At 40.2% G+C, this 23,846-nt stretch carries 19 protein-coding genes; 13 read left to right on the top strand and 6 right to left on the bottom strand.

The features are described 5' to 3' along the window. Window positions 1-22 precede the first annotated feature (22 nt). The 3 genes from AAG807_RS08130 to AAG807_RS08120 form a co-directional block, all read right to left on the bottom strand. Window positions 23-694, bottom strand: a complete 672-nt coding sequence (locus AAG807_RS08130; protein ID WP_341902220.1) for a MarC family protein — start codon at window positions 692-694, stop codon at window positions 23-25. A gap of 111 nt (window positions 695-805) precedes the next feature. Next, entirely contained in the window at window positions 806-3,484 is a 2,679-nt protein-coding gene (locus AAG807_RS08125) for an AsmA-like C-terminal region-containing protein (RefSeq protein ID WP_341902219.1), read from the bottom strand. A gap of 411 nt (window positions 3,485-3,895) precedes the next feature. Beyond that, window positions 3,896-5,740 (bottom strand): VWD domain-containing protein, encoded by a 1,845-nt coding sequence (locus tag AAG807_RS08120; protein WP_341902217.1) that lies wholly within the window; start codon window positions 5,738-5,740, stop codon window positions 3,896-3,898. Between the two features lie 214 nt (window positions 5,741-5,954). Here AAG807_RS08120 and AAG807_RS08115 point away from each other — a divergent pair, with 214 nt between their 5' ends. From AAG807_RS08115 to AAG807_RS08095, 5 genes are all read left to right on the top strand, one after another. Continuing rightward, on the top strand, window positions 5,955-6,884 hold the full coding sequence (locus tag AAG807_RS08115) for a PfkB family carbohydrate kinase (protein WP_341902215.1): 930 nt from the start codon (window positions 5,955-5,957) through the stop codon (window positions 6,882-6,884). A gap of 36 nt (window positions 6,885-6,920) precedes the next feature. After that, window positions 6,921-8,618, top strand: coding sequence for a DUF349 domain-containing protein (locus tag AAG807_RS08110; RefSeq protein ID WP_341902213.1), 1,698 nt, complete (start codon window positions 6,921-6,923; stop codon window positions 8,616-8,618). Window positions 8,619-8,621: 3 nt separating this feature from the next. Then, entirely contained in the window at window positions 8,622-9,287 is a 666-nt protein-coding gene (locus AAG807_RS08105; RefSeq protein WP_341902211.1) for a hypothetical protein, read from the top strand. Window positions 9,288-9,393: 106 nt separating this feature from the next. Then, window positions 9,394-9,765, top strand: coding sequence for a hypothetical protein (locus AAG807_RS08100; protein WP_341902209.1), 372 nt, complete (start codon window positions 9,394-9,396; stop codon window positions 9,763-9,765). Next, window positions 9,758-10,660 carry an EamA family transporter gene (locus AAG807_RS08095; RefSeq protein ID WP_341902207.1) on the top strand — a complete coding sequence of 301 codons (903 nt, stop codon included), beginning with the start codon at window positions 9,758-9,760 and terminating at the stop codon, window positions 10,658-10,660. The genes AAG807_RS08100 and AAG807_RS08095 overlap by 8 nt, the downstream gene beginning before the upstream one ends. A 51-nt stretch (window positions 10,661-10,711) precedes the next feature. On the opposite strand, the gene AAG807_RS08090 is transcribed toward AAG807_RS08095, so the two are convergent. Beyond that, window positions 10,712-11,074: a GxxExxY protein gene (locus tag AAG807_RS08090; protein ID WP_341902527.1), complete on the bottom strand. Its 363-nt coding sequence runs from the start codon at window positions 11,072-11,074 to the stop codon at window positions 10,712-10,714. 193 nt (window positions 11,075-11,267) lie between these two features. Beyond that, window positions 11,268-13,721 carry a DUF5916 domain-containing protein gene (locus tag AAG807_RS08085; protein ID WP_341902205.1) on the bottom strand — a complete coding sequence of 818 codons (2,454 nt, stop codon included), beginning with the start codon at window positions 13,719-13,721 and terminating at the stop codon, window positions 11,268-11,270. 40 nt (window positions 13,722-13,761) lie between these two features. Here AAG807_RS08085 and AAG807_RS08080 point away from each other — a divergent pair, with 40 nt between their 5' ends. Further along, on the top strand, window positions 13,762-14,646 hold the full coding sequence (locus tag AAG807_RS08080) for a hypothetical protein (RefSeq protein WP_341902203.1): 885 nt from the start codon (window positions 13,762-13,764) through the stop codon (window positions 14,644-14,646). A gap of 108 nt (window positions 14,647-14,754) precedes the next feature. Here the strand turns inward: AAG807_RS08080 and AAG807_RS08075 are convergent, their stop codons facing one another. Then, on the bottom strand, window positions 14,755-16,698 hold the full coding sequence (locus AAG807_RS08075) for a ComEC/Rec2 family competence protein (RefSeq protein ID WP_341902201.1): 1,944 nt from the start codon (window positions 16,696-16,698) through the stop codon (window positions 14,755-14,757). A 113-nt stretch (window positions 16,699-16,811) separates the two neighbouring features. Between AAG807_RS08075 and AAG807_RS08070 the strand changes: the two genes are divergently transcribed. The 7 genes from AAG807_RS08070 to AAG807_RS08040 all read left to right on the top strand — a co-directional run bounded on the left by AAG807_RS08070 (window position 16,812) and on the right by AAG807_RS08040 (window position 23,827). Continuing rightward, the gene (locus AAG807_RS08070) at window positions 16,812-17,666 is read left to right on the top strand and encodes a hypothetical protein (protein ID WP_341902200.1); all 855 of its coding nucleotides are present in this window, start codon (window positions 16,812-16,814) and stop codon (window positions 17,664-17,666) included. A 6-nt stretch (window positions 17,667-17,672) separates the two neighbouring features. Then, window positions 17,673-18,176, top strand: coding sequence for a hypothetical protein (locus tag AAG807_RS08065; protein ID WP_341902199.1), 504 nt, complete (start codon window positions 17,673-17,675; stop codon window positions 18,174-18,176). A 61-nt stretch (window positions 18,177-18,237) separates the two neighbouring features. Further along, the gene (thrS, locus tag AAG807_RS08060) at window positions 18,238-20,181 is read left to right on the top strand and encodes a threonine--tRNA ligase (protein WP_341902197.1); all 1,944 of its coding nucleotides are present in this window, start codon (window positions 18,238-18,240) and stop codon (window positions 20,179-20,181) included. 8 nt (window positions 20,182-20,189) lie between these two features. Continuing rightward, window positions 20,190-20,735: a translation initiation factor IF-3 gene (infC, locus tag AAG807_RS08055; RefSeq protein WP_341902195.1), complete on the top strand. Its 546-nt coding sequence runs from the start codon at window positions 20,190-20,192 to the stop codon at window positions 20,733-20,735. A gap of 106 nt (window positions 20,736-20,841) precedes the next feature. Beyond that, window positions 20,842-21,039 (top strand): 50S ribosomal protein L35, encoded by a 198-nt coding sequence (gene rpmI, locus AAG807_RS08050; protein ID WP_294859497.1) that lies wholly within the window; start codon window positions 20,842-20,844, stop codon window positions 21,037-21,039. Window positions 21,040-21,190: 151 nt separating this feature from the next. After that, window positions 21,191-21,538, top strand: a complete 348-nt coding sequence (gene rplT, locus AAG807_RS08045; protein ID WP_294859496.1) for a 50S ribosomal protein L20 — start codon at window positions 21,191-21,193, stop codon at window positions 21,536-21,538. Window positions 21,539-22,183: 645 nt separating this feature from the next. After that, a complete protein-coding gene (locus AAG807_RS08040) occupies window positions 22,184-23,827 on the top strand; it encodes a serine hydrolase (RefSeq protein ID WP_341902191.1) in 1,644 nt (547 codons plus the stop codon). Window positions 23,828-23,846 lie beyond the last annotated feature (19 nt).

Below are 23,846 nucleotides of genomic sequence, written 5' to 3'. Positions count from 1 at the left end.
TCCTTAAAATCTTGTTGTCTATTTAATTCTCAATAAGTGATTTAATCCCCGTTATCCCAATCTGCAGTCCGACACAAAAAATAAGGAATGCCATGATGCGATTGAGGATTTGTTCTCCTTCCTTACCGATTACACGGATGATTTTTTTGGTGTTCAGATAGAAAAAGTAAATCAAGGAACAGATTACGATAATTGCTAAAAGAATTGCGCCGGTATTGATGAGGTACAAATTGATATGGGCATTCGCGCTATGAGCACTTAATGTGAAAAGAACGGAAATGGATCCAGCTCCTGTTGTTATTGGAAATGTAATGGGGTAAAACAATTTATCCTGAACCAAGGCATAATTCGAATCCGAACTGTTTCCGGATTCATCTGTGAGTGGTTTTTCCTCTTTTTTATCTGAGGAAAGAAATTCCCATCCAATCTTGCAGATCATGATACCTCCGGCAAGCTGAACTACCGGGATAGTAATACCAAAGATTTCTAAAATCCAATGACCTGCGAAAAGTGCGATTGTACATAAAATGAATGCGTAAAGCGCAATTTTTTTTACGGCTTTTCTTTTTTCGGAGATCTCTAAATTCGATAGATATGGATTTACAATAAATGCAGATCCAACTGGATTCACAACGGGAAATAGTGTGATTACTCCTATGAAAAGCATGTCGATGAAAGATTGGATTGCGGTCATGCGATTATTTTTTAATTTGATAATAATACATATAATTATGAATAACTAATTCCTAATTGGATTAAACTAGTAGGGGCGGAAAATTTTCCACCCCTACTAGTTTCTGTTGAATTAATCCACCGTGAATTCTTCCTTCTCATCAGGTTTCGTCTTCTCCTTCAGCTTTTCGCCGAATTTCTTGAGTCCTTTTTTCTCCTTTTCAATCTTTTTCTTTTCCTCGAACGGATTCACTTCTTCTTCCTTCCCGAATTCGATCTTCAAGACTTCGTAATCCTTTTTAGGAGGTTGGTATTTTTTGATGGTCGTGTCTTTTTTGAATAGCCCCAATTCTGATTTCAGGATGGAAATGGCTTCAGTTTTGGCTTCCTCCCGATTTTGTTTGGCGTCTTCCTTGCGTGAAGTTTTATCCCATTCGATAATCGGGTTATCCAGGTTTCCATACATGCGAACGAACACCTTGATCCCTGTCCCGTCGTCTTCTACAATCCCGAATTCGGATTCATCCTTTTTTTGTTTCAATTCGCGGAAACGGAATGCGAATTTGTAGTCGATGTCGTTATTGAATTTGTGTTTTCCATCCACCGTAATATCTATGGCGCTGGACTTGATTTCCATTTTCGGGATGACGATCACACTATTTTTGATGAAGATTGTATTCTCCAATGTTTCAAATTGGATGTTGTTCAGTTTGTCCCCAAGAGCATCGATTTCCCGCGATTTCAAAATCATTTTGGTTTTGGTCGTTTTCAGGTCTTTCGTAAGTGCGGTGAATGTACTGACGTTTTTCAGTTGTCCTCCGATGATCTTCATTTGGATTTGTGCTTCGATTTCATCTTTCAGAACACCGTATTGCAAGTCGAAGGGAGCTTTCAGATCCAAAATGGCTTCGGCGCGACCGCTGATATTGTCTTCCTGAATGACCGTCTGATCAAAATTATTCCATTCCCGGAATATCGGTTTGAAATAAATGTCTTTCGAACTTAAATTGGTTGCCAATTGAAAATATTCCGGTGAAGTTTCGACAACTGCCAATGTTCCCCGAACGGTTGCATTTCCGGTTATTCCATGCAGTTTTTGAATGGAGATGCTTCTGTTTCCAACGTTCATTTCTCCGTTGATTTGTGTGAAAATGTGTTTCTCCATATGAATCGCATCCACATTCAGTTTCACATTTCCATTGATCATGGTTGGCAACATCCATTCCCTGTTCGTGGTAGTGGTTTTTGGATCTCCGGCGATGGTGTTGGTGAAATCCTTCAGGTTGATCTTCTTACTTTCCGCAATGACGGATACGTCCAAAGTGTGTTTGTCCTGAAGGAATTGGTCGATGTAGTTAAAAGTTCCGTTCAGCTCCATGTCGGATTCGCCGATATGTACTTTCAACCCTTCCAGGACTGCTTCGCTTCTGTTCAGAATCAGGTTTCCATAAATATCATTGAACTTCCGTGAATCGTTCTCAAGACTGAAATCCACGTTGTCCATCAATGCGGTTCCATTTCCATCTACAATTTCAACAACAGGTTCATTATTCTCGATAACTGTTTCCAGGTGGAAGTTGGTGTTGACTTTGACTCTTCCGGTAAGCTCCTCGATCTTTGGGATTTTAAATAAGGCATGGATGACTTCCAGATCCAGTGAGCCTTTCGCAGAACCGAGATAACTTGGTTTTGAGAATCTACGAATAGCCAAATTCCCGGAAAAAGGACCGCTGATGGTTTGGAAAGAAACGTTCTTAATGGTCAATTCTTCCTTGTCTCTTCCTTTCAAAGTGGAGTAGTATCCCTTCAAATCAATGTTGCGGAGAGTCAGTCCTTTGGTTGGTTCTGTCAAACGACCATTGTCAATGGAGAATTGGCAATCTACTTTCGGATACGAGTCCTTCAGTAATTTATTCTCAAAGGAAAGATGGAATGTTCCGGTTCCTGACCCTTTCAGTTGTGAAACCGTTTTCACTTCTTTCACAGCCAATTTATTTGCCAGATCAGCCAATGGGATCTTGTTTGCGTCGATGCGCAGTTTGACTTCATTGGTGTCCACCTTTACATCAAAATCAAACGGGATTCCGGAGAGGAGTAATTTACCACCGTTTATGGAAAAAGTTTCCGAAACCTGGTCGATATGAATAGCCACTTCAGTGGAAGCCTGTTGGTTGATAATGAATGGCACCAAACCATTTTGAATGCGTTGGATGTAAAAGCTGGCTTCTGTTGCAATATCAAATTTGTCCTGGGTGAAATTTCCAACCAGATGAATATCCTGAACTTTGGTCTTGTAACTGTTATCATTCACCTTATTCGAATAGGAAAAGCGCATTCCGGTAGCGTGGATCGCTTTCAGTTTCAAGTTGAAATTTGTTTTTTCCTTCGAATCAGATTCTTTAAAGATGTCGTAATTGACGGCACCTGTTTTGTCGACTTTCAATTGAAGTGTTCCGGGCTTGATATCGATTTTCTTGACATGGTACTTTTCGTTCCAGATGTCCATGGGGTTGAACTTCAGACGGATCTGTTCCGTATAGAGCAAAGTGTCGCTTCTTGTTGCATAGGAAAATGGGTCCTGAATGAAAACCTTGTTGAAGTCCAGGCTGAGATTAGGAAAAGTTCCCCAGAAGGTGACATCGATCTCATCCACATGAACTTCTGTCTTTAGCGTCTTGTTGATCTCTGAAATGGCATAGTCAATGATGTCATCCTTCAAGATATATAGTAGGAAAGTGATGGACAAGACAAGGGTCAAAAGGATTCCAAAGAACCACTTCAACGATCTCACCAGCCACTTCTTCCACTTCATAAATCAAATGTACGTCTAAACCAACGGTTAAAATGGTCGGTCCTCAAATAGTAATTAACGTTCGATTCTTAATTTGTTTCAGATTTCAGAAAAGAATTGTTTCCCGCGGATCCCGCAAATTGCGCAGATGGCAACATTGTATACTATATTCTTTGCACTAAAAGGACTCGTAGAAACACACTATATTCTTGTTTTCTTCATTGATACTTGGTCCTGATAGTGTTGGGAGAAGCGAACTTGAACTCTTGTTAAGTTCAAAGTAATCATCATGAAAGAGTTATGCGTCTGCTGATGGATAACTCCAAATATTAGGATAGAATAAGAATGGGTGACAATGAACAAAACAGAATCTGCGCAATCAGCGTAATTTGCGGGATTAAAAAAAGGAGCCTGTTAAGACTCCTTTCGATGTTAACCGCCTCTTCTTACAGGGGTGGTTATTGGTTTCGATGGTGTTGAAACGGGTGTCGAAACTGGCGTGCTTGCTGGTCGCTGCACTGGTGTCGACACGGGATTACTTGGTGGGGGTGTATATTTTGGTTCTACCTTAATCGGCTCTGTCTTGATCGGTTGTGTTCTGACCGGCTCTGTGTATACAGGTTGTGTTTTAACGGGTTCCGTATAAACCGGTTTGGGTCTGACAACCTCAGGTTCTTTTACAGGCTCCGGAGTTTTAACAGGTTTCACGGGATCACTTGTTGTAGACGAACCTGGATTTTTCGTTTCTACCGGTGTGCTTGTTGTCGTTTCTCTGTAAACCGGTCTTGTTGTTGATCCACCTACCGTAGATTCCGGGTTTTGTGGAGTCGGTTTTGTTGACTCACGAACAAGTGGTTTGTCAGAAGTTGCCGGTGCAGAAGTTCCAACTCCGGAAGTATTCTCTCCTCTTGGAACACCGCCGCCTTGATTTCCACCTCCAGGAGTTCCTTCTGATCGAACCTCAGGATAACGCTCTCTATAAGGTCTCTGACCCGGATTTACATTTGGAGTAGGAGTTCTCACAGGGTCCAATTGTCTTCCGACTGTTCGGTTCGGAATGGTTGGTTTTGGAGTTGGCTCAATGCGTAAGAAACCATTATCGTAGATACAAGCACTCAAATCGCTTCCTGTGAATCCTCTTCGTTCACATTCCCGTTGAGCTCTTCTGCGGTCATCATCATTCAGGTCGCCCAAAGTTCTATGAACACGTGGGAAAGACTCGTCTGTGAAAGCATAGGTGCTTTGGTTGAAACCGTAATCGAATAAGGATGTTTCCGGTGTAATGCGGTATTGTCTTGCGAAATCCTTTGCCAGGAATGCCAGGTATTCCTTTTCCAATACTTGATCGCGTTGATTGGTTGAACCGAAAACTCCCATGTTCCAATTGGAAGAAGCAATTCCTCCTTGTGGGTTGCGGACATCAAAATCATCAGAACTTCTTCCGTTTGCATTTCCCAGAATTCCATCGTATGAATCTGCACAAGGATAGATTTCAACTGCGATGTTGTAAAAGCTCATGCCGCCCGTTTGGGAAGCATCCAGTTTTACACGTTCACCCGTTGGCCAAGTGATGACATAATCGTTTTTGCTTGAACGACTGATTGTTCCACCGTGCTCCAGGTAGTAATTTTCGCCTTCTACATAAGCAGCTTCTCCATCAATACGAATTGGAGTGGAAGTATTTCCATCCGGTTTTTCATTGGCATAGAAACAAACGCGGTCTCCACCGACATTCATTGCAACTGCTGTGTTCAAGGAAAAATCATCCGATTGATTGCGTTGGCGTACTTGTACGTTTACGTTTCCGCTTCCGGATCTTACCAGTGTGAACTCTCCCACGGTCTGGAAGGAATAAGTCGCTCCATCAAATGATTTCAAATGTGGATCACCATACGTTCGTCCCATTACCGGTTTACAATCAGGAGTTCTGCTCGTGAAACTGTTCAGACGCGTCCATTGCGAACGTGAAAGACTATCAGTCGTGTTGGTACTCGATCGCTGAATTTGAGATCGGATTTTGTCTTGTGTTGTGCTTGGCATTGCACCAAACATTTCTGCGGGGGTGTATTCTTCCGGGAAATTACGGTCCGGAGTTGGTTTTTTATTCGCCATTGCTTCCATTGAGGAAGCCAACCATTCACCTCGAACGGCATCCCAAGCAACTAAATCTTTTCTGATTGGTTGGAAATCTGTCCCGAAGTTTGATCTTTCTTGTGCGTTTACTGTTCCTAGCGCTACAAGAGCGAATAATCCAAAGAATGTAACATGTTTTTTCATAACAGTTGGTTTAATTCGAAATCCACCTAAACAATAAACGTACCGAAAACTGAATAGATTAAAATTTGTTAAAATAAAAACAAATTAATTCCGAATGTTCTTGAAATTTAAAATAATTAAGGACAACAAACACTCATTTTACTCAAATAGTTAATGAATTTCAAACGTTTTAAACCTAAATAATTACGTACATTTGCCCAAATAAATTAAGAAAATGAGTCTATTGACAGTTGGTAGTGTTGCATTCGATGCAATTGAGACGCCATTCGGAAAAACAGATAAGATTGTAGGTGGTGCAGGAACATTTATTGCATTGTCGGCATCTAACTTTATAAAAGATCAACGCATTGTTTCTGTAGTAGGAGATGATTTCCCTCAAGAAACATTGGATCTGCTTCGTTCTAAAGGGGTTGCCCTGGAAGGATTGCAAATCAAACAAGGTGAGAAAACCTTCTTTTGGTCCGGGCGTTATCACAATGACATGAATTCAAGAGATACTTTGGTGACTGAGTTGAATGTATTGGGTGATTTCGATCCAGTCATTCCTGAATCGTACCAAGGTGCGGAATATTTGATGCTGGGGAATTTGAGCCCACAGGTACAACGCCAGGTAATCGAGCGTTTGACGAAAAGACCTAAATTGATTGCGATGGATACCATGAATTTTTGGATGGATATCGCATTGGATGATTTGAAAGAAACACTGAAGTTGATCGATGTGTTGATTATCAATGATGAAGAAGCGCGTCAATTGTCCGGAGAATACTCATTGGTTAAGGCAAGTCGCGTGATTCGTGCGATGGGTCCTAAAACATTGATCATTAAAAAAGGAGAGCACGGAGCATTGTTGTTCCAGGATGACCAAGTATTCTTTGCGCCGGCTTTGCCATTGGAAGATGTGTTTGATCCGACTGGAGCGGGTGATACTTTTGCCGGTGGTTTCATCGGTTATATCGCATCCACGGATGATGCTTCTTTTGAAAACATGAAACGTGCAATTATTGCTGGTTCGGCATTGGCATCTTTCTGTGTGGAAAAATTCGGAACACAACGCTTATTGGAAATTACACACGATGAGATCGAAGCTCGAATTGCACGCTTCATCTCCCTGACAAATTTCGAAATGTCAACTGTAGTTGGTTAAATATTTGTAAATTGAGAAACCACTAAAAGCTTTATCATGGAAAAGGCAAGTTTATTAGAGTCGTTAAAAAATCTCGTGCAGCATGAAGATGCATTGGCTGTAGCGCGTGAAGTGAGTGAATTACGTAATCAATTTGAAGATGTAGTTCTGGAGGAGGATCGTCAGTTCCAAATTAAACAACTGGAAGCCCAGGAAAAGGGTGAGCCGGTTGCGGAAAAAACGGATGATGCCATACGAGAAGAGTTTTATCAACTGTACAATGAATTCCGTGATCGCAAAAGTGGTTTGCAAAAAGCGAAAAAGGAAGCGGAAGAATCGAACTTGCGTCGTAAGAAAGCGCTTCTCGAACGACTGAAAGATGTCGTAGAGAAAGAAGAGAATATCGGTGCGGCAATGACTGCATACAAAGAGATTCACGATGCCTGGAAAGAAGTAGGGGATATTCCCCGTGAAAAGCGTCAGGATATCCAATCGGAATATTCGAGATTGCTTGAAACCTTCTTTTATCATATCAAGATTTATCGTGAATTACGCGAGCATGACCTGCATCGCAATCACCAACTGAAGTTGGATGTAATCCGCAGAATTCAGGAATTATCCAAAGTGGAAAACCTGAAAGACGTTGAGCAGGCAATCAAGACACTTCAAAACGAATGGGACGAAACAGGTCCTGTTGGAAACGATGCTTGGGAGACCCTGAAGAATTCTTATTGGGATGCGGTGAGAGCAATTTACGCACGTATTCAGGTCTTTTATGATGAGAAACGCACTGAATTGGCTGCAAACCTGGAATTGAAAAAGGAGATTGCAAACAAGGCTATTGAATTGGTGAAAGATTTCGCCTCTGAGAATACAAAAGAGTGGGACACTGCAACGGCAAGCCTTTTGGCTTTGCAGGAAGATTGGAAGAAAATCGGTTTTGGACCGCGCAAGGAAAACGAAGACGTTTGGAAAGAGTTCCGTGCAGCATGTGACGAGTTCTTTGCAAAGAAGAAAACGTTCTTTGATTCCATTCGAGGGAAGTTTGATGAGGTAGCAGCGAAGAAACAACAATTGGTTGATAAGCTGGAAGAAATCAAAGATTCAACCGAGTGGAAAAAAACGACAGATCAGATTCTGACCATTCAAAAAGACTGGAAAGCTTTGGGAAGTGCCGGTCAACGATTTGAACAGAAGTTGTGGAAGGAATTCCGTGCTGCCTGTGACCATTTCTTTGAAGCGAAACAAACCCATTTCAGTTCGAAAGACAAGGAGTTTGAAGGAAACCTGACCAAGAAATTGGAATTGATCGATCGCGTAAAAGCGGCCGTTATTCCGGAAGATAAAAAAGAAGCATTGAACTTGTTGAAAGGTTTTGCAACCGAATTCAATGAGATCGGTCATGTTCCAATGAAAGAGAAAGACCGTGTTTTCAATGCATACAAAGAAGCTTTGGACGGGCATTATAAAAAATTGAAATTGGAAGGTGCCGAGCAAGAAAAGATCTTGTTCCAAGCTCGTCTGGACACTATGAAGGCTGATCCAAATGCGGATAGAGCAATGGCAAGAGAAAAATACGACTTGCATGATAAAATAAACAAGCTGAAATCGGATATTTTGCAATTTGAGAACAACCTTGGTTTCTTCGCGAAATCAAAAGGTGCAGATTTGTTAAAGAAAGACGTGGAAGCGAAAATTGCTGCAGCTCAACGTAAGATCGAAGAGTTGAAAGCAAAGATTAAAATGATCCAATAATAGATGAATCGCTCCATAAACATTTTACTGATATTCTTCTCTTTTCCTGCATTTGCCTTTATCATTTGTGTAGCGTTTGATATCCGTTTTTTAAATCTTGTGATTGCGGATTTTCCATACAGGTTCCACGTTTTTGTAGGAGTAGCAACCTTTTTATTGCTGCTCATTATCCGAAGATCGGTAAGTCGTTGGGTTGGTGTTTCGATGACGCGAAAACCCGAACGGTTCTTATGGAGCACACCTGTTTCATCTGAACGGAAAAAACAGGTTCGCTTGTTTTTGGTCATTGAGGGACTAATAGCGCTTTTCTCCATGATTACTGTGCTTTTACTTACGATGGAAGCCTGGCCGATAGCAGTTGTTTACGGAATCATGTTTTTGGACCAATTTGCTTTCCTTGCCATAGCGCAATCGTGGTTCCGGGTTGGGATTACACATAAGGCAGTGGTTGTTGCGGACCGAGAAGTTCGCTTGCTGTTCTTTTCCGGACTGAGAAGGGTGGAGACACATCAACAGACCCTGTACTTCGAATATATCGAGGATTTGCAACTTTCTTTTCCTATAAACTGCATTCCGGAAGGAAAGTACGGAGAATTCAAAGCCGTTTTGGAAGAACGCGTGAATCGCGACAGGGTATTCTTTTCAGAAGGATTTAAAGCTCTAAAATAGACCTGAAAGAGTCAAGACTTGGAGAGTCAAGACCAAAAACATCTTGACTCTTGCCTCTGGTAGTCTTGTCTCTGCAAAAGAATAGTTAACAAGCAAAATAGCATTCATGAGAAAATTATTGAAAAAACCTCTTTTATTTGGATTTCTGGTTGGATTACTATTGCTGATTTTATGCGTTTTTATTCCGATTCCGATGTATGACGGGATTTTCCACTACGATTATGAATTGGTTCATTTCCAGGTGGAATCAAAAGTGGCTTTAAGCTATTATTTTGGTTTTGGATTGGACAAGACTATAGCAAATGGCAAATTCCCCACTCATTTTGAATTGAAACCGATCGGGTATGTCTTGTTCGTATTGATTCACATCGGTTTGCCTTCTTTAATTGCAATCCGTCTTCGAATGGGGAATGCACGAAAAGCTTATGTTGAAACCTCATCTAATAAACAAGAAATCGAAAGCTCTTCCAATGAGTAAGGATTTACGAAGCTGGCTTTTCTTATTGATTTTAGCCCTTATTTGGGGCAGTTCCTTTATCCTGATGAAACGGGGAATGTACGATGAGGTTGGAGGTCACATTTTTTCCGACTCCCAGGTAGGTGCTCTCCGGATGGCAATCGCCGGTTTGGTGATGCTTCCTTTCGGATTGATGAACCTTCGAAAGATCAAGAATTGGAAACAGGTCTTTTATTTGTTACTTGTTGGTACTTGCGGAAACTTCTTTCCTGCATTTCTGTTCACCTTTGCTGAGACCAAATTATCCTCCGGATTGGCAGGGATGCTGAATAGCTTCACACCGTTTTTCACACTGATTTTAGGTTACCTGTTCTTCAAGCAACAGATCCGATTGAAACAGGTCATTGGGTTGACTGTGGCTTTTGGAGGAATCTGTATCCTCGTCGGAATTCTGAATAATGCTCCGATTGAAATTTCCCTCCTGCATGTCGGAGCGATTCTACTGGCAACGGTCATGTATGCGACCAGTTTGAATACCATCAAATACAAACTCAGTGAATTCAAATCGCTGGAGATTGCGTCCTTATCCTTCACCTTTTTGGCAATTCCAGCTTGGATCGTAACGCTATACCTGGATACCTCAAGTGTCCTTAAAACCAACGAGCATGCATTTGAAGCCTTGGGCTATATCAGTATTTTGAGTGTTTTCGGAACCTGTCTGGCTTTGTTGTTATTCAATCAGATCATTGCATTGAAATCACCTATGTTTGCAAGTTCGGTAACGTATATGATCCCAATCGTAGCGGTAATTCTAGGTGTGTTTTTAAATCATGAATCTTTTCACATTTCCCAATTTTTAGGGATGATCGTGATTGTCGGAGGAGTTTATTTGGTGAACTCGAAGAGCCAAAGATAATCCCATATTATTCAGCACGCAGATTCGCAGATTTTCGCAGATAATTAGTAATTAGATGTTGTTTGCTACTCTAGCAATTCCTTCCCTCATATTTGAAGCATTGAAATTAACTAATAGTCCAAGTTTTACTTTTGTCAATTTAAGATAAGTTGTTAATTGTTTAAAATGTACAGCGGAAAAATCAGTTACTGATTTAATCTCAACTATTACTTTATCCTCTACAATTAAGTCAAGTTTATAACCAACTTCTAGTTTTACATCCTTGTATTGAAATGGCAACTTTAACTGGTGTTCAACTTTTAATCCGGCTTCTTTAAGTTCATAATATAAGGCTGCTTCATAAGCACTTTCCAATAGTCCGGGACCAACAGTATTGTAAATTTCAAAAATGGCTCCTCTAATTTTATAGGATATTTCGTTTTCTGTCCTAGATTGAAACTAGGAATAAAAAAGAAAAATCGAACTATTGATTTTTTAGAAAATTATATTTAACTTATTGTAAATGAATGATTAATATGATCGTGGATTCTTTTGAAGTGCTATGACTAAAACTCAAGAAATCAGCGAAAATCTGCTAATCTGCGTGCATTTTAGGATTGTTTCAAAGTCAGACGCTTTTCTTTCGGAACCACTTCCCCGCATCGATATAGAACAACCCTTTCACTGAAAAAGAATTTAGATAGGGATTATCGAACAGATTGCGGAAGGTGTTGAAGTAACCGTAGTCCAATCCGTTTTTCGAAGCATAGATATTGTACTTCCAGACGAAGCGGATTTCACTTCCGGGATAAATCACCCAACGCAGGTCAAAATCCACTGTAAAGGCATTGAAACTGGTGTTGTGGTAACTTCGACCTAAAGAATCCAATCCGGTGTAGGAAGAGGCGCTGTAGCTTCCGTCGTCGTGCAATTTCATGAAAGATTTATACGAAACCTCCTGCCAATAATGGTTGAATCGCAGTTTTAACCGAAAGGTCTTAGTGAAAGTGTAATCCAAAGCAATGGAGTTGGTGACGATCCAGCGTTCACGATTTCCCAAGGTGATCTGGTCGGTATAATTCGTATCCGTTACACGAACATATCCGAAGTTGTGGAAATAATGGGTAACCGTTGAGCTCAATACCGTGAAAACCTTGGGTGCAATCCGGATCCGCGGACTGATATTCAGATCCACATTCGACATGCCTTTCCGGTCGAAGATGCGGTGATAGGCATAAAAATCCAATGCAAAACGTTTGGAGTAATCACTCGAATAAAAACCGCCATACTGGAAGGATGCAGGGAAATGAACAGGGATTCCGAATACGCGCGATTCAAAGAAATCGGTTTCACCCAAAGGATAATAATTTAGAGAAACACCTGTGGAAAGGAATTTTTTGGTGGTGACAATGTATTCCGTGTTAATGGACCAGTATCCCAATTTGGTGGGTTTGTACAAGTATTCAAGTGTGCTTTCTGCCGAGAAATTTCTGCGCAATAACCTTTTGGTTGCCTTGTATCCTGTCCATTTGTATTTTCCATAAAAACCCAGGAAATTGTTTCGGGGTAAAAAGCCTAATTCGTTTGAATTGTAATTGTTGTCTGAATCGTAATAATCGATATTAAACTGATTGACGCCTTTTACTTTACTAAAACTAAGATAAGATGAGCGGCCAAGTGTTACTGAATTCCCTGTTGAATTAATTGAAACCTTTGTATTTGCTGAAATGCTATAAACTTTTGTTTTATTAAACACAAGTCCTTCCAGCGTACTAACATTTGAAATGAGATTGATTTCCGGACGAAAAACATTCGTATTTAAAAAAGAAACATTGGCGTTGTTCTTCAAGTTTTGAGATAAAACAAGGACATTGTAATTGGATACCGGATGAGCAAGGATTTTGCTGCCATTCCCCATTGAATCTTCGTAATGTAAAAACGATTTGTTCTCAATAGCATTGAATACTCCGATTCCCAATCCACCTTTTGTGCGCCCTGAAATCTTTAAGGCATTGACCAATTGGGCTCTGTCCGGAACTGAAGTAATGCGATTGTTTGGATCTTTCGAGGCAGAATCAATTGCTTCGTATTTCAAGTAGCTTTCTGCACCGATTCTTCGCGAGTAAAATAAGTCTCCAATTCCAAATAAATCCATTCCTTCCAAAAAGAAAGGTCTGTTTTCCGGATAGCGCACTTCAAAAGGTGAAAGATTGAGAACCAATCGGTCTGAAACTGTTTGTCCAAAATCGGGAATTAAAGTAGCGTCTAAAGTGAACGATTCACTCAAACCAAGTTTCATATCCATTCCAAATCTAGGTCTAAAACCCCAATCTTGCCGCTGCTTATTCTCATCGTAACTATCTTCCAAATAAATGGTGGAATAAGGTGAAAAGGAAAGTCGAAGCGGTGAACCCAGATTCTCGATTCCTTTGATGTAACCACTCTGAGCAATTTCACCGTATTGTTGCGGATCTACTTCCGACCAATAGGACATTTCTCTATTTCTTCGGATATTTCTTATGTAATTAATTCGCCAATTTTGAATCAATTCTTTAGGGAAACGCAATTGAGTCAAAGGAATCCGAATTTCAATACTCCAACCTTCAGCAATGCGATTTACTTTACTTCGCCAAACAGAATTCCAGGAAAAATCCTCGTTCGTTTGATTGATAATAGCATCTAATTCGGTTCCGGCGGCTGTCACATAGAAACTAAAAGCATTTTGTCCGGCGCCATAAGGATCGATATAAACGCCAAACCAATCGGCATTTCCATAATCATCACGTTCGGATAAAAAGGCAATGATGGAATCCGGCCGCTGGTCGAACAGTTTCGCTCCAATGTAGATGTATTGGTCATCGTACAAAAATTTCACTTCACTTTTGAAGGAGCTTGCAACTCCAGGATTCGGGTAGTTATTGATGAAATCGCCTGCTGTTTCTGCTTCATCCCAAGCCACCTCCAGAATCATTCCGTCCAGGGTGATTGCATGATTTGTTCGCTTTCCAGAGATCGTTTTTTGTGCTAGGAAAGAAAATGAAATCAGAATAAAAGTTAGAAGTACACAGTAGCTCAATTTCACGAGTCAAAATTCGTTATTTTTGGTAATATAAACTCATAATATGTCAGGAATAAACTTTCTAAGTCGTTTTGCCTCTTTTTCATTGGTTCTTATCTTGATTACTTCCTGTGGATTGAAATACATTCCCGGACCGAGCCTGGAAGATTTGGCGAAAACCCGGAAGGAAAAATTGGAAGAGCAATTGGGAAGTGATTTTGCGGTAGTGAACAAAAAGTACGTGGCTTTGACCTATGGTGAATCGGTTGTTGTGAAACCGCAATCATATCAACGACTGGATTCACTTTTCGAGGTGAAATACCGGATGAGTAAAAGCGGACTTTCGACCAAGGAAATCGATCCGTTGATCGAGAATCAGAAAATGATGCTGCTTTCGGATACGACGGAAGTATTGTATATGGAAACGCATTGGTTTGAACTCGTTCATGATTCAACCTGTGAGTTCATTATCGCACAATGTTTTTTGAACAACCGGAATGTTCTTCGGAAAATGGACTTCATCGATGAATTCCAAACAGGAATATCCAATCAGCTTTGGGCAGAGAAATACATGAAGGAAGAATGGTTGACACGGGATTTGGGATATACTTCCAATGACGACCTGACGTTTTACTCCACCATGAAAAACAAGGAATTCAGCTTGCAGGGAGAAGAAAAGGAACGTTTTCTGAATAATGTATTCCTGGTGATGCGTTTTGCTAGTGAATCCAAAAGTACAGCAGCTCAGGGAATAGTTCTCAAGTTGGCAGCACTTCAAATGAAAAATGAAATCCCGAATTTCAAAACTGCAGATTACACTTATTCCTTCAAGAAAGAATACAATACGGACTTAAAGCAGGATGTTTATATAGTGGAGGCAGCTTCCATCAGCGATAAAAATGTCTTGGTAACCAGAAGGTACGATTTGTTCTTTATGCCGCTGAATTAATTGAAAAGCATTTCGACTCCGCTCAATGACCTTTTCAATTAATACTTCTCGCTTTTGTGAAAGGTGACTGAGCGTAGTCGAAGGCAGCCTTTCTCCATTTATCAATTTTCAATTAATCGAAATGCAAAACGGTTTGATCTTCTCGTCTTTGTATAAGGAATGCTGCAGTCGTTGGGACAATAATTCCTTGGGATGCTTTTTCTCAGGTGTTCCACTCATTTGATAATGAAATTGAAGTGTATCCAGATTTACTCTCCAACCGTTTTCCTCTTTGACAAATGCTATTTCCTGATCGTCCAACCGGATCTGATTGCTTGATTTCAGAATGACAGACTGACTTAGATTCAATCCCGAATCGCGGACGGCATTTTTGAGAGTCTGCAGCATCTGCTTGTTTTTCGGAGTGTTTTCGAAAAAAGTGAGGACTCTTCCCTTGTATTGGATGATGCCGCAAAACGATTTGCTCGAAAAGATTTGAAGTTCATTTTTTTCAAATTTAAGTTCCCTTTTCCACGAGATGAAAATCAGGCACAGACAAAATCCGATCAAAGCAAATTTCGGAACAGTTTGTTTGATGAATAGCTTGTACGAACAATATCCCATGATCGCTCCGATGATCAGGAATTGGAAAAAGTTCAGGTCGAATCCGCTGGAAACTCCTCCCGGAATTTGGTCCACGATTTGAATGCCAATGACCAGGGCTTGAAGCGAAATGACAGTCAAAAAGATAATGAGCATGTTGAAATAAGGAATCCAGGCGGTGAAAATGAGAATGATCAGGAAGAGCAGTACGATAAATCCGAGTAACATCACCACGACATTGGAAAGTAAAAAGTAATTCGGGAATTGATGGAACCAGTAGAGCATGAATGGAGTTGTTGCAATCGTAGCTGCAATTCCGACAGCGCTTCCTTTCCAGATCCAATCCAGCCACTTCTGTTTCACCGGAATGAGTTTGTAAATAGGTGTTTGAAACAACAGGATTCCGATCAATGCAACGTAGGATAATTGAAAGCCGATATCAAACAGGTAATAAGGATCATACATCAATAATACAATGGCGGAAAGGATCAGGTTATTCATTCCATTGTTTTTCCGACTAAGAATCTGTCCGAGAGCCAGGATGCTGAACATCACAACCGCCCGAATGACCGAAGGAGAAGCGCCGCTGAGCAGTCCGAATCCCCAAATGAGAACCACGGAAAACAGGATAGCTTGTTTTTTTGAAATCCATCTACTGAAGAAACCCAATATGTATTGGAAAATGATCAGGATGATTCCCACATGCAAGCCGGAAACTGCCAAAACGTGCATTGCTCCCGTGTTTGAAAAAGAATCCAGGACTTCCTGGTCAATATCCGCCTTGTTTCCAAGCAAGAGTGCCACTCCGATTCCTGATACGGATTCAGGCAGCCAGGATTTCATGTTGTCGCCGATCTGATTTTGCCACTTCGAAAAGAAGATGGACAAATTTTGATGTGTACCGATTTTTGAAATGCAATTGGATGCGATAAATGCTCTTCCGACATAATGATGTGTTCCATAATAATATTCCGCATCGAAACTTCCGGGGTTGGTTTCATTCCGGAAAGGTTCCAATTCGGTTTTGAAAGCGACAAGATCACCAATCTCATAGCGGCTTTCCAGCGTGTCAAGTGTCAGGGTAATGTTTCCGCAGGCTGTGGTTTGCTGCCTTCCATTACTGGTTTTTTCCAAAGAAAGATGAATGGTCTGGTATCCGGATTCGGAGAGTTTACTTTTGAAAACTGTTCCGAAATTAACCTGATTTGAAAGATCTTGATAGTTGGATACCGATTCCTTTACCAGCTCCAATTTGCCAAATCCCAGAAGCATGAAAAAGAAACTAAAAGCGGCAACGGTGATGCTCTTGGGGAAAGAATTTGATCTGAATAAGGAGTTGAAAATTAAACCTAGTATGCAGATGACAAAAATGGAAGTAAGGATTAGTCCGACAAAACCCGAATTTCCGTCGGAAATAAATGAAATCAGGATACCAAGAATGAATCCCAGCGAGATTGGTAATAGTGGCATTTTGCGTATAGTGGGTTTAACAATATAGACGAATCTAATAAAATCTTCGATAGATGACATCTCAAATTAATTTTTCTTTGTTTCTTTACAATCAAAACTTTACAAACCAAATTATGTTGAAACTGAATTATTTCGTGCCTGCTATTGCACTTTCCTTAGCCTTAGCATCATGTGGAGGTGGTGAGTCGGAAAAGATGGAGACCGCTACTATTGAAACCGTTGATGGGTCAGATGAATCTTCTGAAGATGATTATGTATTACCTCAACCGATAAGTCTTGCAAAAGCATTTCAAAGCGCAGGTTTGAAGTACGTTGGTGGCAAAACAAATCCGGGTACGAATGCAGATAAGTACGCTGTGAAAGTGGACCAATTATTAAACCTGGGAGTTTATTCTACGGATTTGGCGTATTGCGCCATCAACTCAAAAACTCAGGAAGCTCGTGAATATTTGGTGGTTGTCCAAAAAATAGGTTCGAAAGTGGGGTTGGAGAGTGTTTTTTCAGATAAAGAATTGATTGCGAAATTTGATAAAGACCTTGGAAACGTGGAAGCGTTGGAGGATTTGATTTATGATATTCAGGATAAATCAGATGTATACATGGAAAACAATGATTTGAAGTATCTGGGAGCTATCCAATTTGCAGGTGCCTGGATCGAAGGATTGTATTTGGGAGTTGATAATACGACTACTAAAAGCGACATTGGGAAATCATTGGTTGAACAGATGAGTTTGCTTAAAAACATCATTAAAGGATTCAAAAGTCACCCGGCACAGGAAGACGCTCGCCTGAAGGAAGTGATCAAGCTATATGAAGGTATTTTGAAAACGTATGAAAATATGGCTTCCGTGAAGAAAGTTTCAAAAAACATCAATGTTGAAACACCGGAATTGACTGAAGAAGAATACCAGGCTTTGGCAAAGGAAGTGAAAATGGTACGTGCGAATATTGTTAAACCAGGAAAATAATTTTTTATGATAAAGCTATTTAAGTTAACCCTTCCACTTGTTGCCTGTTTTTTATGGATCGGATTGGTATCCGGAGGAGGAGAAAGTGAACTGGAAGCTCAAATGAGCACCTTGAAGCAGGAATGTAAGGAAATGATCAAAGGGACGCGTTACGAAGGTTCCAAAATCACCTACTACAGCGTGCGTTCGTCGAAGCAGATCAAGAACATTGAGGTTTATACGTTCCTTTTGGATGAATATAAATTCGCAATCAGCACTAAAAAATGCAGTGTTCCTTTGACCATTAAGATCTACGATGCGGCTCCTGATGTAAAAGAAAGAATATTGATCAGGGAATTTAAAAAGGCGCAGGGTAAAAACTTGAAATTCAGCACCTCTGAATTGAATGACCTATATCAGGCGAAAAACCCCGACGCAGACCGTTTGAGAAATATTCATATCGAGTATGCCATCAGTTCCGGAAAAGTGGCAAACGAGGGAATAGTTTTAGTATACGGAATTGAATCATAAATTGTAGAAATGAGGCTTTTTTGATAGATAAAGCCTATTTTTACACTAAATTTTATAAGTGATGATTAATGTAACTCTTCCTGATGGATCAGTTAGACAATACGACGCAGGAGCAACAGCATTGGATGTTGCTCTTAGCATTTCTGAAGGATTGGCACGTAACGTATTGGCGGCCAAAGTGGATAACGTGGTAATTGACGCAACCCGTCCGTTGACCAGTGATTGCTCATTGCAGTTATTGACCTGGAATGATGTGGAAGGGAAATCGACCATGTGGCACTCTTCAGCTCACTTAATGGCGGAAGCACTGGAGTTTTATTACCCGGGAATCAAGTTGGCAATCGGACCTCCGATTACAAACGGATATTACTACGATGTAGATTTTATGGATTATTCTTTCAAGGAAGAAGATCTGGATAAAATCGAACAAAAAATGAAGGAGCTTGCAAAGCTAAAGAACCCATACGTACGTAAAGAGGTTTCGAAAGCAGATGCATTGGCTTATTTCACGGAAAAAGAAGATCCGTATAAGTTGGAGTTGATTCAGGATTTACCTGACGGTTCCATTACATTCTATACACAAGGTAATTTTACCGATTTGTGTCGCGGACCTCATATCCCGGATACCGGATTTATCAAGGCAGTGAAGTTGATGTCGATTGCCGGTGCTTATTGGCGCGGTGACGAGAAAAACAAGCAATTGACGCGTGTTTATGGAATTACATTCCCGAAACAAGCTGAGTTGACTGAGTACCTGGAGAAAGTGGAAGAGGCGAAACGTCGTGACCACCGTAAATTGGGGAAAGAATTGGAATTGTTTACTTTCTCGCAGAAAGTAGGTCAAGGTTTGCCTTTGTGGTTGCCGAAAGGAGCTGCATTGCGTGAGCGTTTGGAGAATTTCCTAAAGAAAGCCCAAAAGAAAGCTGGTTACGAACAAGTAATCACTCCGCATATCGGTAATAAGGAATTGTATGTGACTTCCGGTCACTACGAGAAATACGGAGCAGATTCGTTCCAGGCAATTAAAACTCCGGATCCGGACGAGGAATTCTTGTTGAAACCAATGAATTGTCCGCATCACTGTGAGATTTTTAAAAGCAAACCACGTTCTTATAAGGATTTGCCGGCTCGTTTTGCAGAGTTCGGAACAGTGTATCGCTATGAGCAAAGTGGTGAGTTGCATGGATTGACACGTGTTCGTGGATTTACTCAGGATGATGCGCATATTTTCTGTACACAGGATCAGGTAAAGGAAGAGTTCAAGAAAGTGATTGATCTGGTGTTGTATATTTTTAAAACACTCGATTTCCAGAATTTCAAAGCTCAGATTTCACTGCGTGACCCTGAGAATCCTACCAAATACATCGGTTCGGATGAGAATTGGGCGAAAGCTGAAAGTGCAATCATAGAAGCTGCAGCAGAGAAAAACCTTCCGACAATTGTTGAGTTAGGAGAAGCTGCATTCTACGGACCGAAATTGGATTTCATGGTTCAGGATGCATTGGGAAGAGAGTGGCAATTGGGAACAATTCAGGTGGATTACAATTTACCGGAGCGTTTTGAGTTGGAATACACAGGTGCAGATAATCAAAAACACCGTCCGGTGATGATTCACCGTGCACCATTCGGATCAATGGAGCGTTTTGTTGCCGTGTTGTTGGAACATTGTGCAGGAGACTTCCCATTGTGGTTGGCAACAGACCAGGTTGCAATCCTACCGATTAGTGATAAATACAATGAATATGCGAAAGATGTTTTAGAATTGCTAAATAATTCCGATATTCGCGGCTTCGTTGATGACCGTAACGAAAAGATAGGCAAGAAAATACGTGAGGCGGAACTGAAAAAAATCCCATTCATGTTAGTTGTTGGAGAGAAAGAAGCTGAAGAGAAGCAAGTATCTGTAAGACAGCGTAGTGAAGGAGATAAAGGTTCAATGACAATAGATGCTTTCGCAAGTATAGTAAACCAAGCGATAGAAAAAGAATTGTCGACAAATGTTTAATTAACTGAATGAGAAAAGACAGTAGAAAACCAGTAAGAAAAGAAAATAACGACGAACACAAAATAAACGGCAAGATCACCGCTCGTGAAATTCGTTTAGTTGTTGAGGGAGAAGAACCACAAGTATTATCTTTAGCTGCAGCTTTGCAATTGGCTGAAGAACAAGACTTGGATTTGGTTGAAATCTCTCCAAATGCCGTTCCTCCGGTTTGTAAGATTATGGATTACCGTAAATTCTTATATAACCAGAAAAGAAAACAAAAGGAATTAAAAGCGAAGCAAAGCAAAGTTATTTTGAAAGAAATTCGTTTTGGTCCGAATACCGACGATCATGATTTTCAATTCAAATTGACACATGCTCGTAAGTTCTTGGAAGAAGGTTCAAAAGTAAAGGCATACGTGTTTTTCCGTGGTAGAACAATTGTCTTTAAAGATAGAGGTGAAATTCTATTGTTGAAATTTGTTCAGGAATTAGCTGATTTGGGAACATTGGAGCAAATGCCAAAACTCGAAGGGAAGAGAATGATTGTAATGATCAACCCTAAGAAAAAGTAAAAATTAAAAATTCAAAATGCAAAAAGGATTAGATTTTTTGAATTTTGCCTTTTGAATTTTGAATTATAGATTTGATAAAGTGTTCATTTTTTAAAAAAAGAGAAAAATGCCAAAAATGAAAACAACATCCAGTGCAAAGAAGAGATTCACTGTAACTGGGTCTGGTAAGATCAAGAGAAAACACGCTTTCAAAAGCCACATTCTTACGAAAAAAACCAAGAAGCAAAAACGTAATTTGACTCACGCAGGTTTGGTTCACCAATCAGATTTGTCTAACGTTAAATTAATGTTGAATATGAAGTAAAGCAGGTCTGCTAACGCGGAACGCTTCACTTTGTAAATTTAAGCTCCGATTCAATACGAGGTATTTGTTTACGGAGCGGTATTGTTAACCAAATAATGAGTACCTAAGATCAGTCAGCTGACTGACACTCCTTGTTAAAAACGAAAAAGTTATGCCAAGATCGGTAAATCACGTTGCTTCAAGAGCTCGCAGAAAGAACTTTATGAAGTTGGCCAAAGGATACTACGGCCGTAGAAAAAATGTTTGGACAGTAGCAAAAAATGCTATTGAAAAAGGATTGAATTATGCTTACGAAGGTCGTAAGCAAAAGAAAAGAAACTTCCGCTCATTGTGGATCACGCGTATCAACGCTGGTGCACGTTTACACGGAATGAGCTATTCTCAATTCATGGGAGCTGTAAACAAAAGCGGTGTCGAATTGAACCGTAAAGTTTTAGCTGACTTAGCAATGAACCACCCTGAGGCGTTCAAAGCTGTAGTTGACTCTGTGAAAAAATAAAAATCGAAAATACACTTTATCAATAGGAAAGGCGATTCGTAAGAGTCGCCTTTTTTGTTGGAATGAATTATAGGAATTCTTTGATCAACAGGAATAAAGTGACAAAACAATACCCCCAAGAAACCACCTGTTCCGTATTAACGGATCTTTTTACAGATTTATGATACAAAACAATACTTATTGGAGTAAAGATGATTGTTAGGAACACGCTGACTAATCCTCCTAAATCCATTACTGGCTTGGTTGTAGAAGGATTCAAAAAGTTTCTCAGCCATTCCAATAGAATAAAAATGTTTTGGGCGAATATGATTCCCAGAAGGAGATAGAAAAGGACAGTTGCCCCTTGGGGTTCATTTAAGCGAAACGAAAGAACGGTTATTCAACCAAGGAAAAGAAGAAAAGCTTGAGGTTTTAGTTTTAAGTGACTTTGGAAAAGAAGTACACCAACTAATAGTAATGCAAAAAAGAAAAGTTGAAGAAGGGATACTTTTTTTAGCATAGACTGATTTATTTCTATTGATTGTGATGGCTTTCCAGTTTTGTTTTATTAAAGATAAATAATTCTTAGAGCAGGAGCGGCAGAATTACGACTATTTCAATCCGTTTACTTAATTTTAAACCTCCACTAAATACTCAGCGGTAATCATGACAAAACAACTATTCTTTTTATTACTGCTTTTTACGGGTAATATTTCATTTGGTCAGCTTTCAAATTTGGTAAAAAGTGACTCAATCACTTATCCGGTTCATCAAAATAACATCGGGAAGATCACTTTTATGGGAAATACCATTCCCATTGAAAAATTTAAGGAATCTGACTTTCTAACGAGTTTTGAATTGAAAAAGAAAACCGATTTGAACATCCGGGTTTTTATGGGGAATTCATTAACGAACTATTTACACACGCTTTCACCCGAATCGACTGCTGATGAGTTGGTGAAAAATGGAAACTACCAATTCACCTTCCTGGTTGATAACATCAAAATATACGAAGAGAATCTGAATGCCGGAGCGGGGAGTGCTGAAAGCAAAAATCAGAGAACAGTTTTTCGGGTTCCGTTAATCAGCTCTTCCAACGAAGATTCCTGGGGAGTGTTTCTATGGAATCGGTTTTTAATGAATGGCGGTCAGGATGCATTGTCTAGCGGAGAACATGCGCTTAGAATAGAGATCAGACCTTATTTGAAGTTGACAGAAGTTGTCGTTGGAAAACTCCTTGCAGAAGGACAAATCAAGGTAGTGGTTCCGGAAGTGAAAATCGATGAAAAATTGGTCCGAATTCAAGCGATCAAGCCTTTGAAAGATTGGTCGATCTCAACGGATCACATCGATACGGCGAAAATTGAAGCTCTCAATAAAAAAATAGGAACACAGAGCTACAAGGATATTACGAGTATTGTGGTGATTAAGGACGGGAAACTGTTGTTGGAGGAATACTTCAATGGTGCTAAAAGAAATGCACTTCACGATATGCGCTCTGTTGGAAAAACTTTTGCATCGACTTTGATGGGGATTGCCATTCGGGATGGGTATATTCAAAGTGAAATGAAACAATTGAATGCATTTTACGATTTGAAGAAGTACCAAAATTATTCACCGGAAAAGGATAGTATTTCACTCAAGGATCTGTTGACCATGAGCTCAGTCCTCACTGGTTTGGATACAGATCCACAATCTCCGGGAACCGAAGAAAACATGTATCCAACGGCAAACTGGGTCGATTTCACTTTAAATCTTCCGGTAGATGAAACAAAATTAGCAGCGAAAAGATGGGAGTATTTTACAGCGGGAGTTGTTGTTTTGGGAGATGTTGTTCATCAATCAGTTCCGAACGGTTTGGAGCAATATTCCGCTAAAAACTTGTTTCAGCCACTAGGAATTACCAACTACAAATGGCAGTTGACACCTCAAAAAGTAGCCAATACCGCTGGAGGTATCCAACTGCGCTCTTTGGATTTTGCAAAATACGGTCAGCTTTACCAGAATCAGGGAAGTTGGAATGGACAACAGATTTTACCAAAAGAGTGGGTTGAAAAAAGCCTTTCACATCAAATGACCATTTCAAAAAATGAATACTACGGTTACCTGTTTTGGAATAAGACCTATCAGGTGAATGGGAAGGATTACGAAGTTTACTATTGCAGTGGAAACGGAGGAAATAAGATCATGGTGTTCAAAGACCAGCCTTGGGTTATTGTGATAACCGCAACAGCTTATAACAAGCCTTATGGACATTCCCAGGTGGATGCGATCATTCAGAATTACCTGATTCCGGCTATTGTCAAATAATTTGATTGCCATAGACGGA

The organism is Fluviicola taffensis DSM 16823 (assembly GCF_943372375.1).
GTDB classification, from domain to species: Bacteria; Bacteroidota; Bacteroidia; order Flavobacteriales_D; family Crocinitomicaceae; genus Fluviicola; species Fluviicola taffensis_A.
This window is presented reverse-complemented; position numbering and strand designations above follow the sequence as displayed.

Coding starts and splice junctions, on each gene's coding strand:
- infC (WP_341902195.1), top strand. CDS start 20,190: ATGAGAAAAGACAGTAGAAAACCAGTAAGAAAAGAAAATAACGACGAA.
- thrS (WP_341902197.1), top strand. CDS start 18,238: ATGATTAATGTAACTCTTCCTGATGGATCAGTTAGACAATACGACGCA.
- AAG807_RS08105 (WP_341902211.1), top strand. CDS start 8,622: ATGAATCGCTCCATAAACATTTTACTGATATTCTTCTCTTTTCCTGCA.
- AAG807_RS08115 (WP_341902215.1), top strand. CDS start 5,955: ATGAGTCTATTGACAGTTGGTAGTGTTGCATTCGATGCAATTGAGACG.
- AAG807_RS08110 (WP_341902213.1), top strand. CDS start 6,921: ATGGAAAAGGCAAGTTTATTAGAGTCGTTAAAAAATCTCGTGCAGCAT.
- AAG807_RS08120 (WP_341902217.1), bottom strand. CDS start 5,740: ATGAAAAAACATGTTACATTCTTTGGATTATTCGCTCTTGTAGCGCTA.
- AAG807_RS08095 (WP_341902207.1), top strand. CDS start 9,758: ATGAGTAAGGATTTACGAAGCTGGCTTTTCTTATTGATTTTAGCCCTT.
- AAG807_RS08070 (WP_341902200.1), top strand. CDS start 16,812: ATGTTGAAACTGAATTATTTCGTGCCTGCTATTGCACTTTCCTTAGCC.
- rpmI (WP_294859497.1), top strand. CDS start 20,842: ATGCCAAAAATGAAAACAACATCCAGTGCAAAGAAGAGATTCACTGTA.
- rplT (WP_294859496.1), top strand. CDS start 21,191: ATGCCAAGATCGGTAAATCACGTTGCTTCAAGAGCTCGCAGAAAGAAC.
- AAG807_RS08040 (WP_341902191.1), top strand. CDS start 22,184: ATGACAAAACAACTATTCTTTTTATTACTGCTTTTTACGGGTAATATT.
- AAG807_RS08125 (WP_341902219.1), bottom strand. CDS start 3,484: ATGAAGTGGAAGAAGTGGCTGGTGAGATCGTTGAAGTGGTTCTTTGGA.
- AAG807_RS08080 (WP_341902203.1), top strand. CDS start 13,762: ATGTCAGGAATAAACTTTCTAAGTCGTTTTGCCTCTTTTTCATTGGTT.
- AAG807_RS08075 (WP_341902201.1), bottom strand. CDS start 16,698: ATGCCACTATTACCAATCTCGCTGGGATTCATTCTTGGTATCCTGATT.
- AAG807_RS08100 (WP_341902209.1), top strand. CDS start 9,394: ATGAGAAAATTATTGAAAAAACCTCTTTTATTTGGATTTCTGGTTGGA.
- AAG807_RS08130 (WP_341902220.1), bottom strand. CDS start 694: ATGACCGCAATCCAATCTTTCATCGACATGCTTTTCATAGGAGTAATC.
- AAG807_RS08065 (WP_341902199.1), top strand. CDS start 17,673: ATGATAAAGCTATTTAAGTTAACCCTTCCACTTGTTGCCTGTTTTTTA.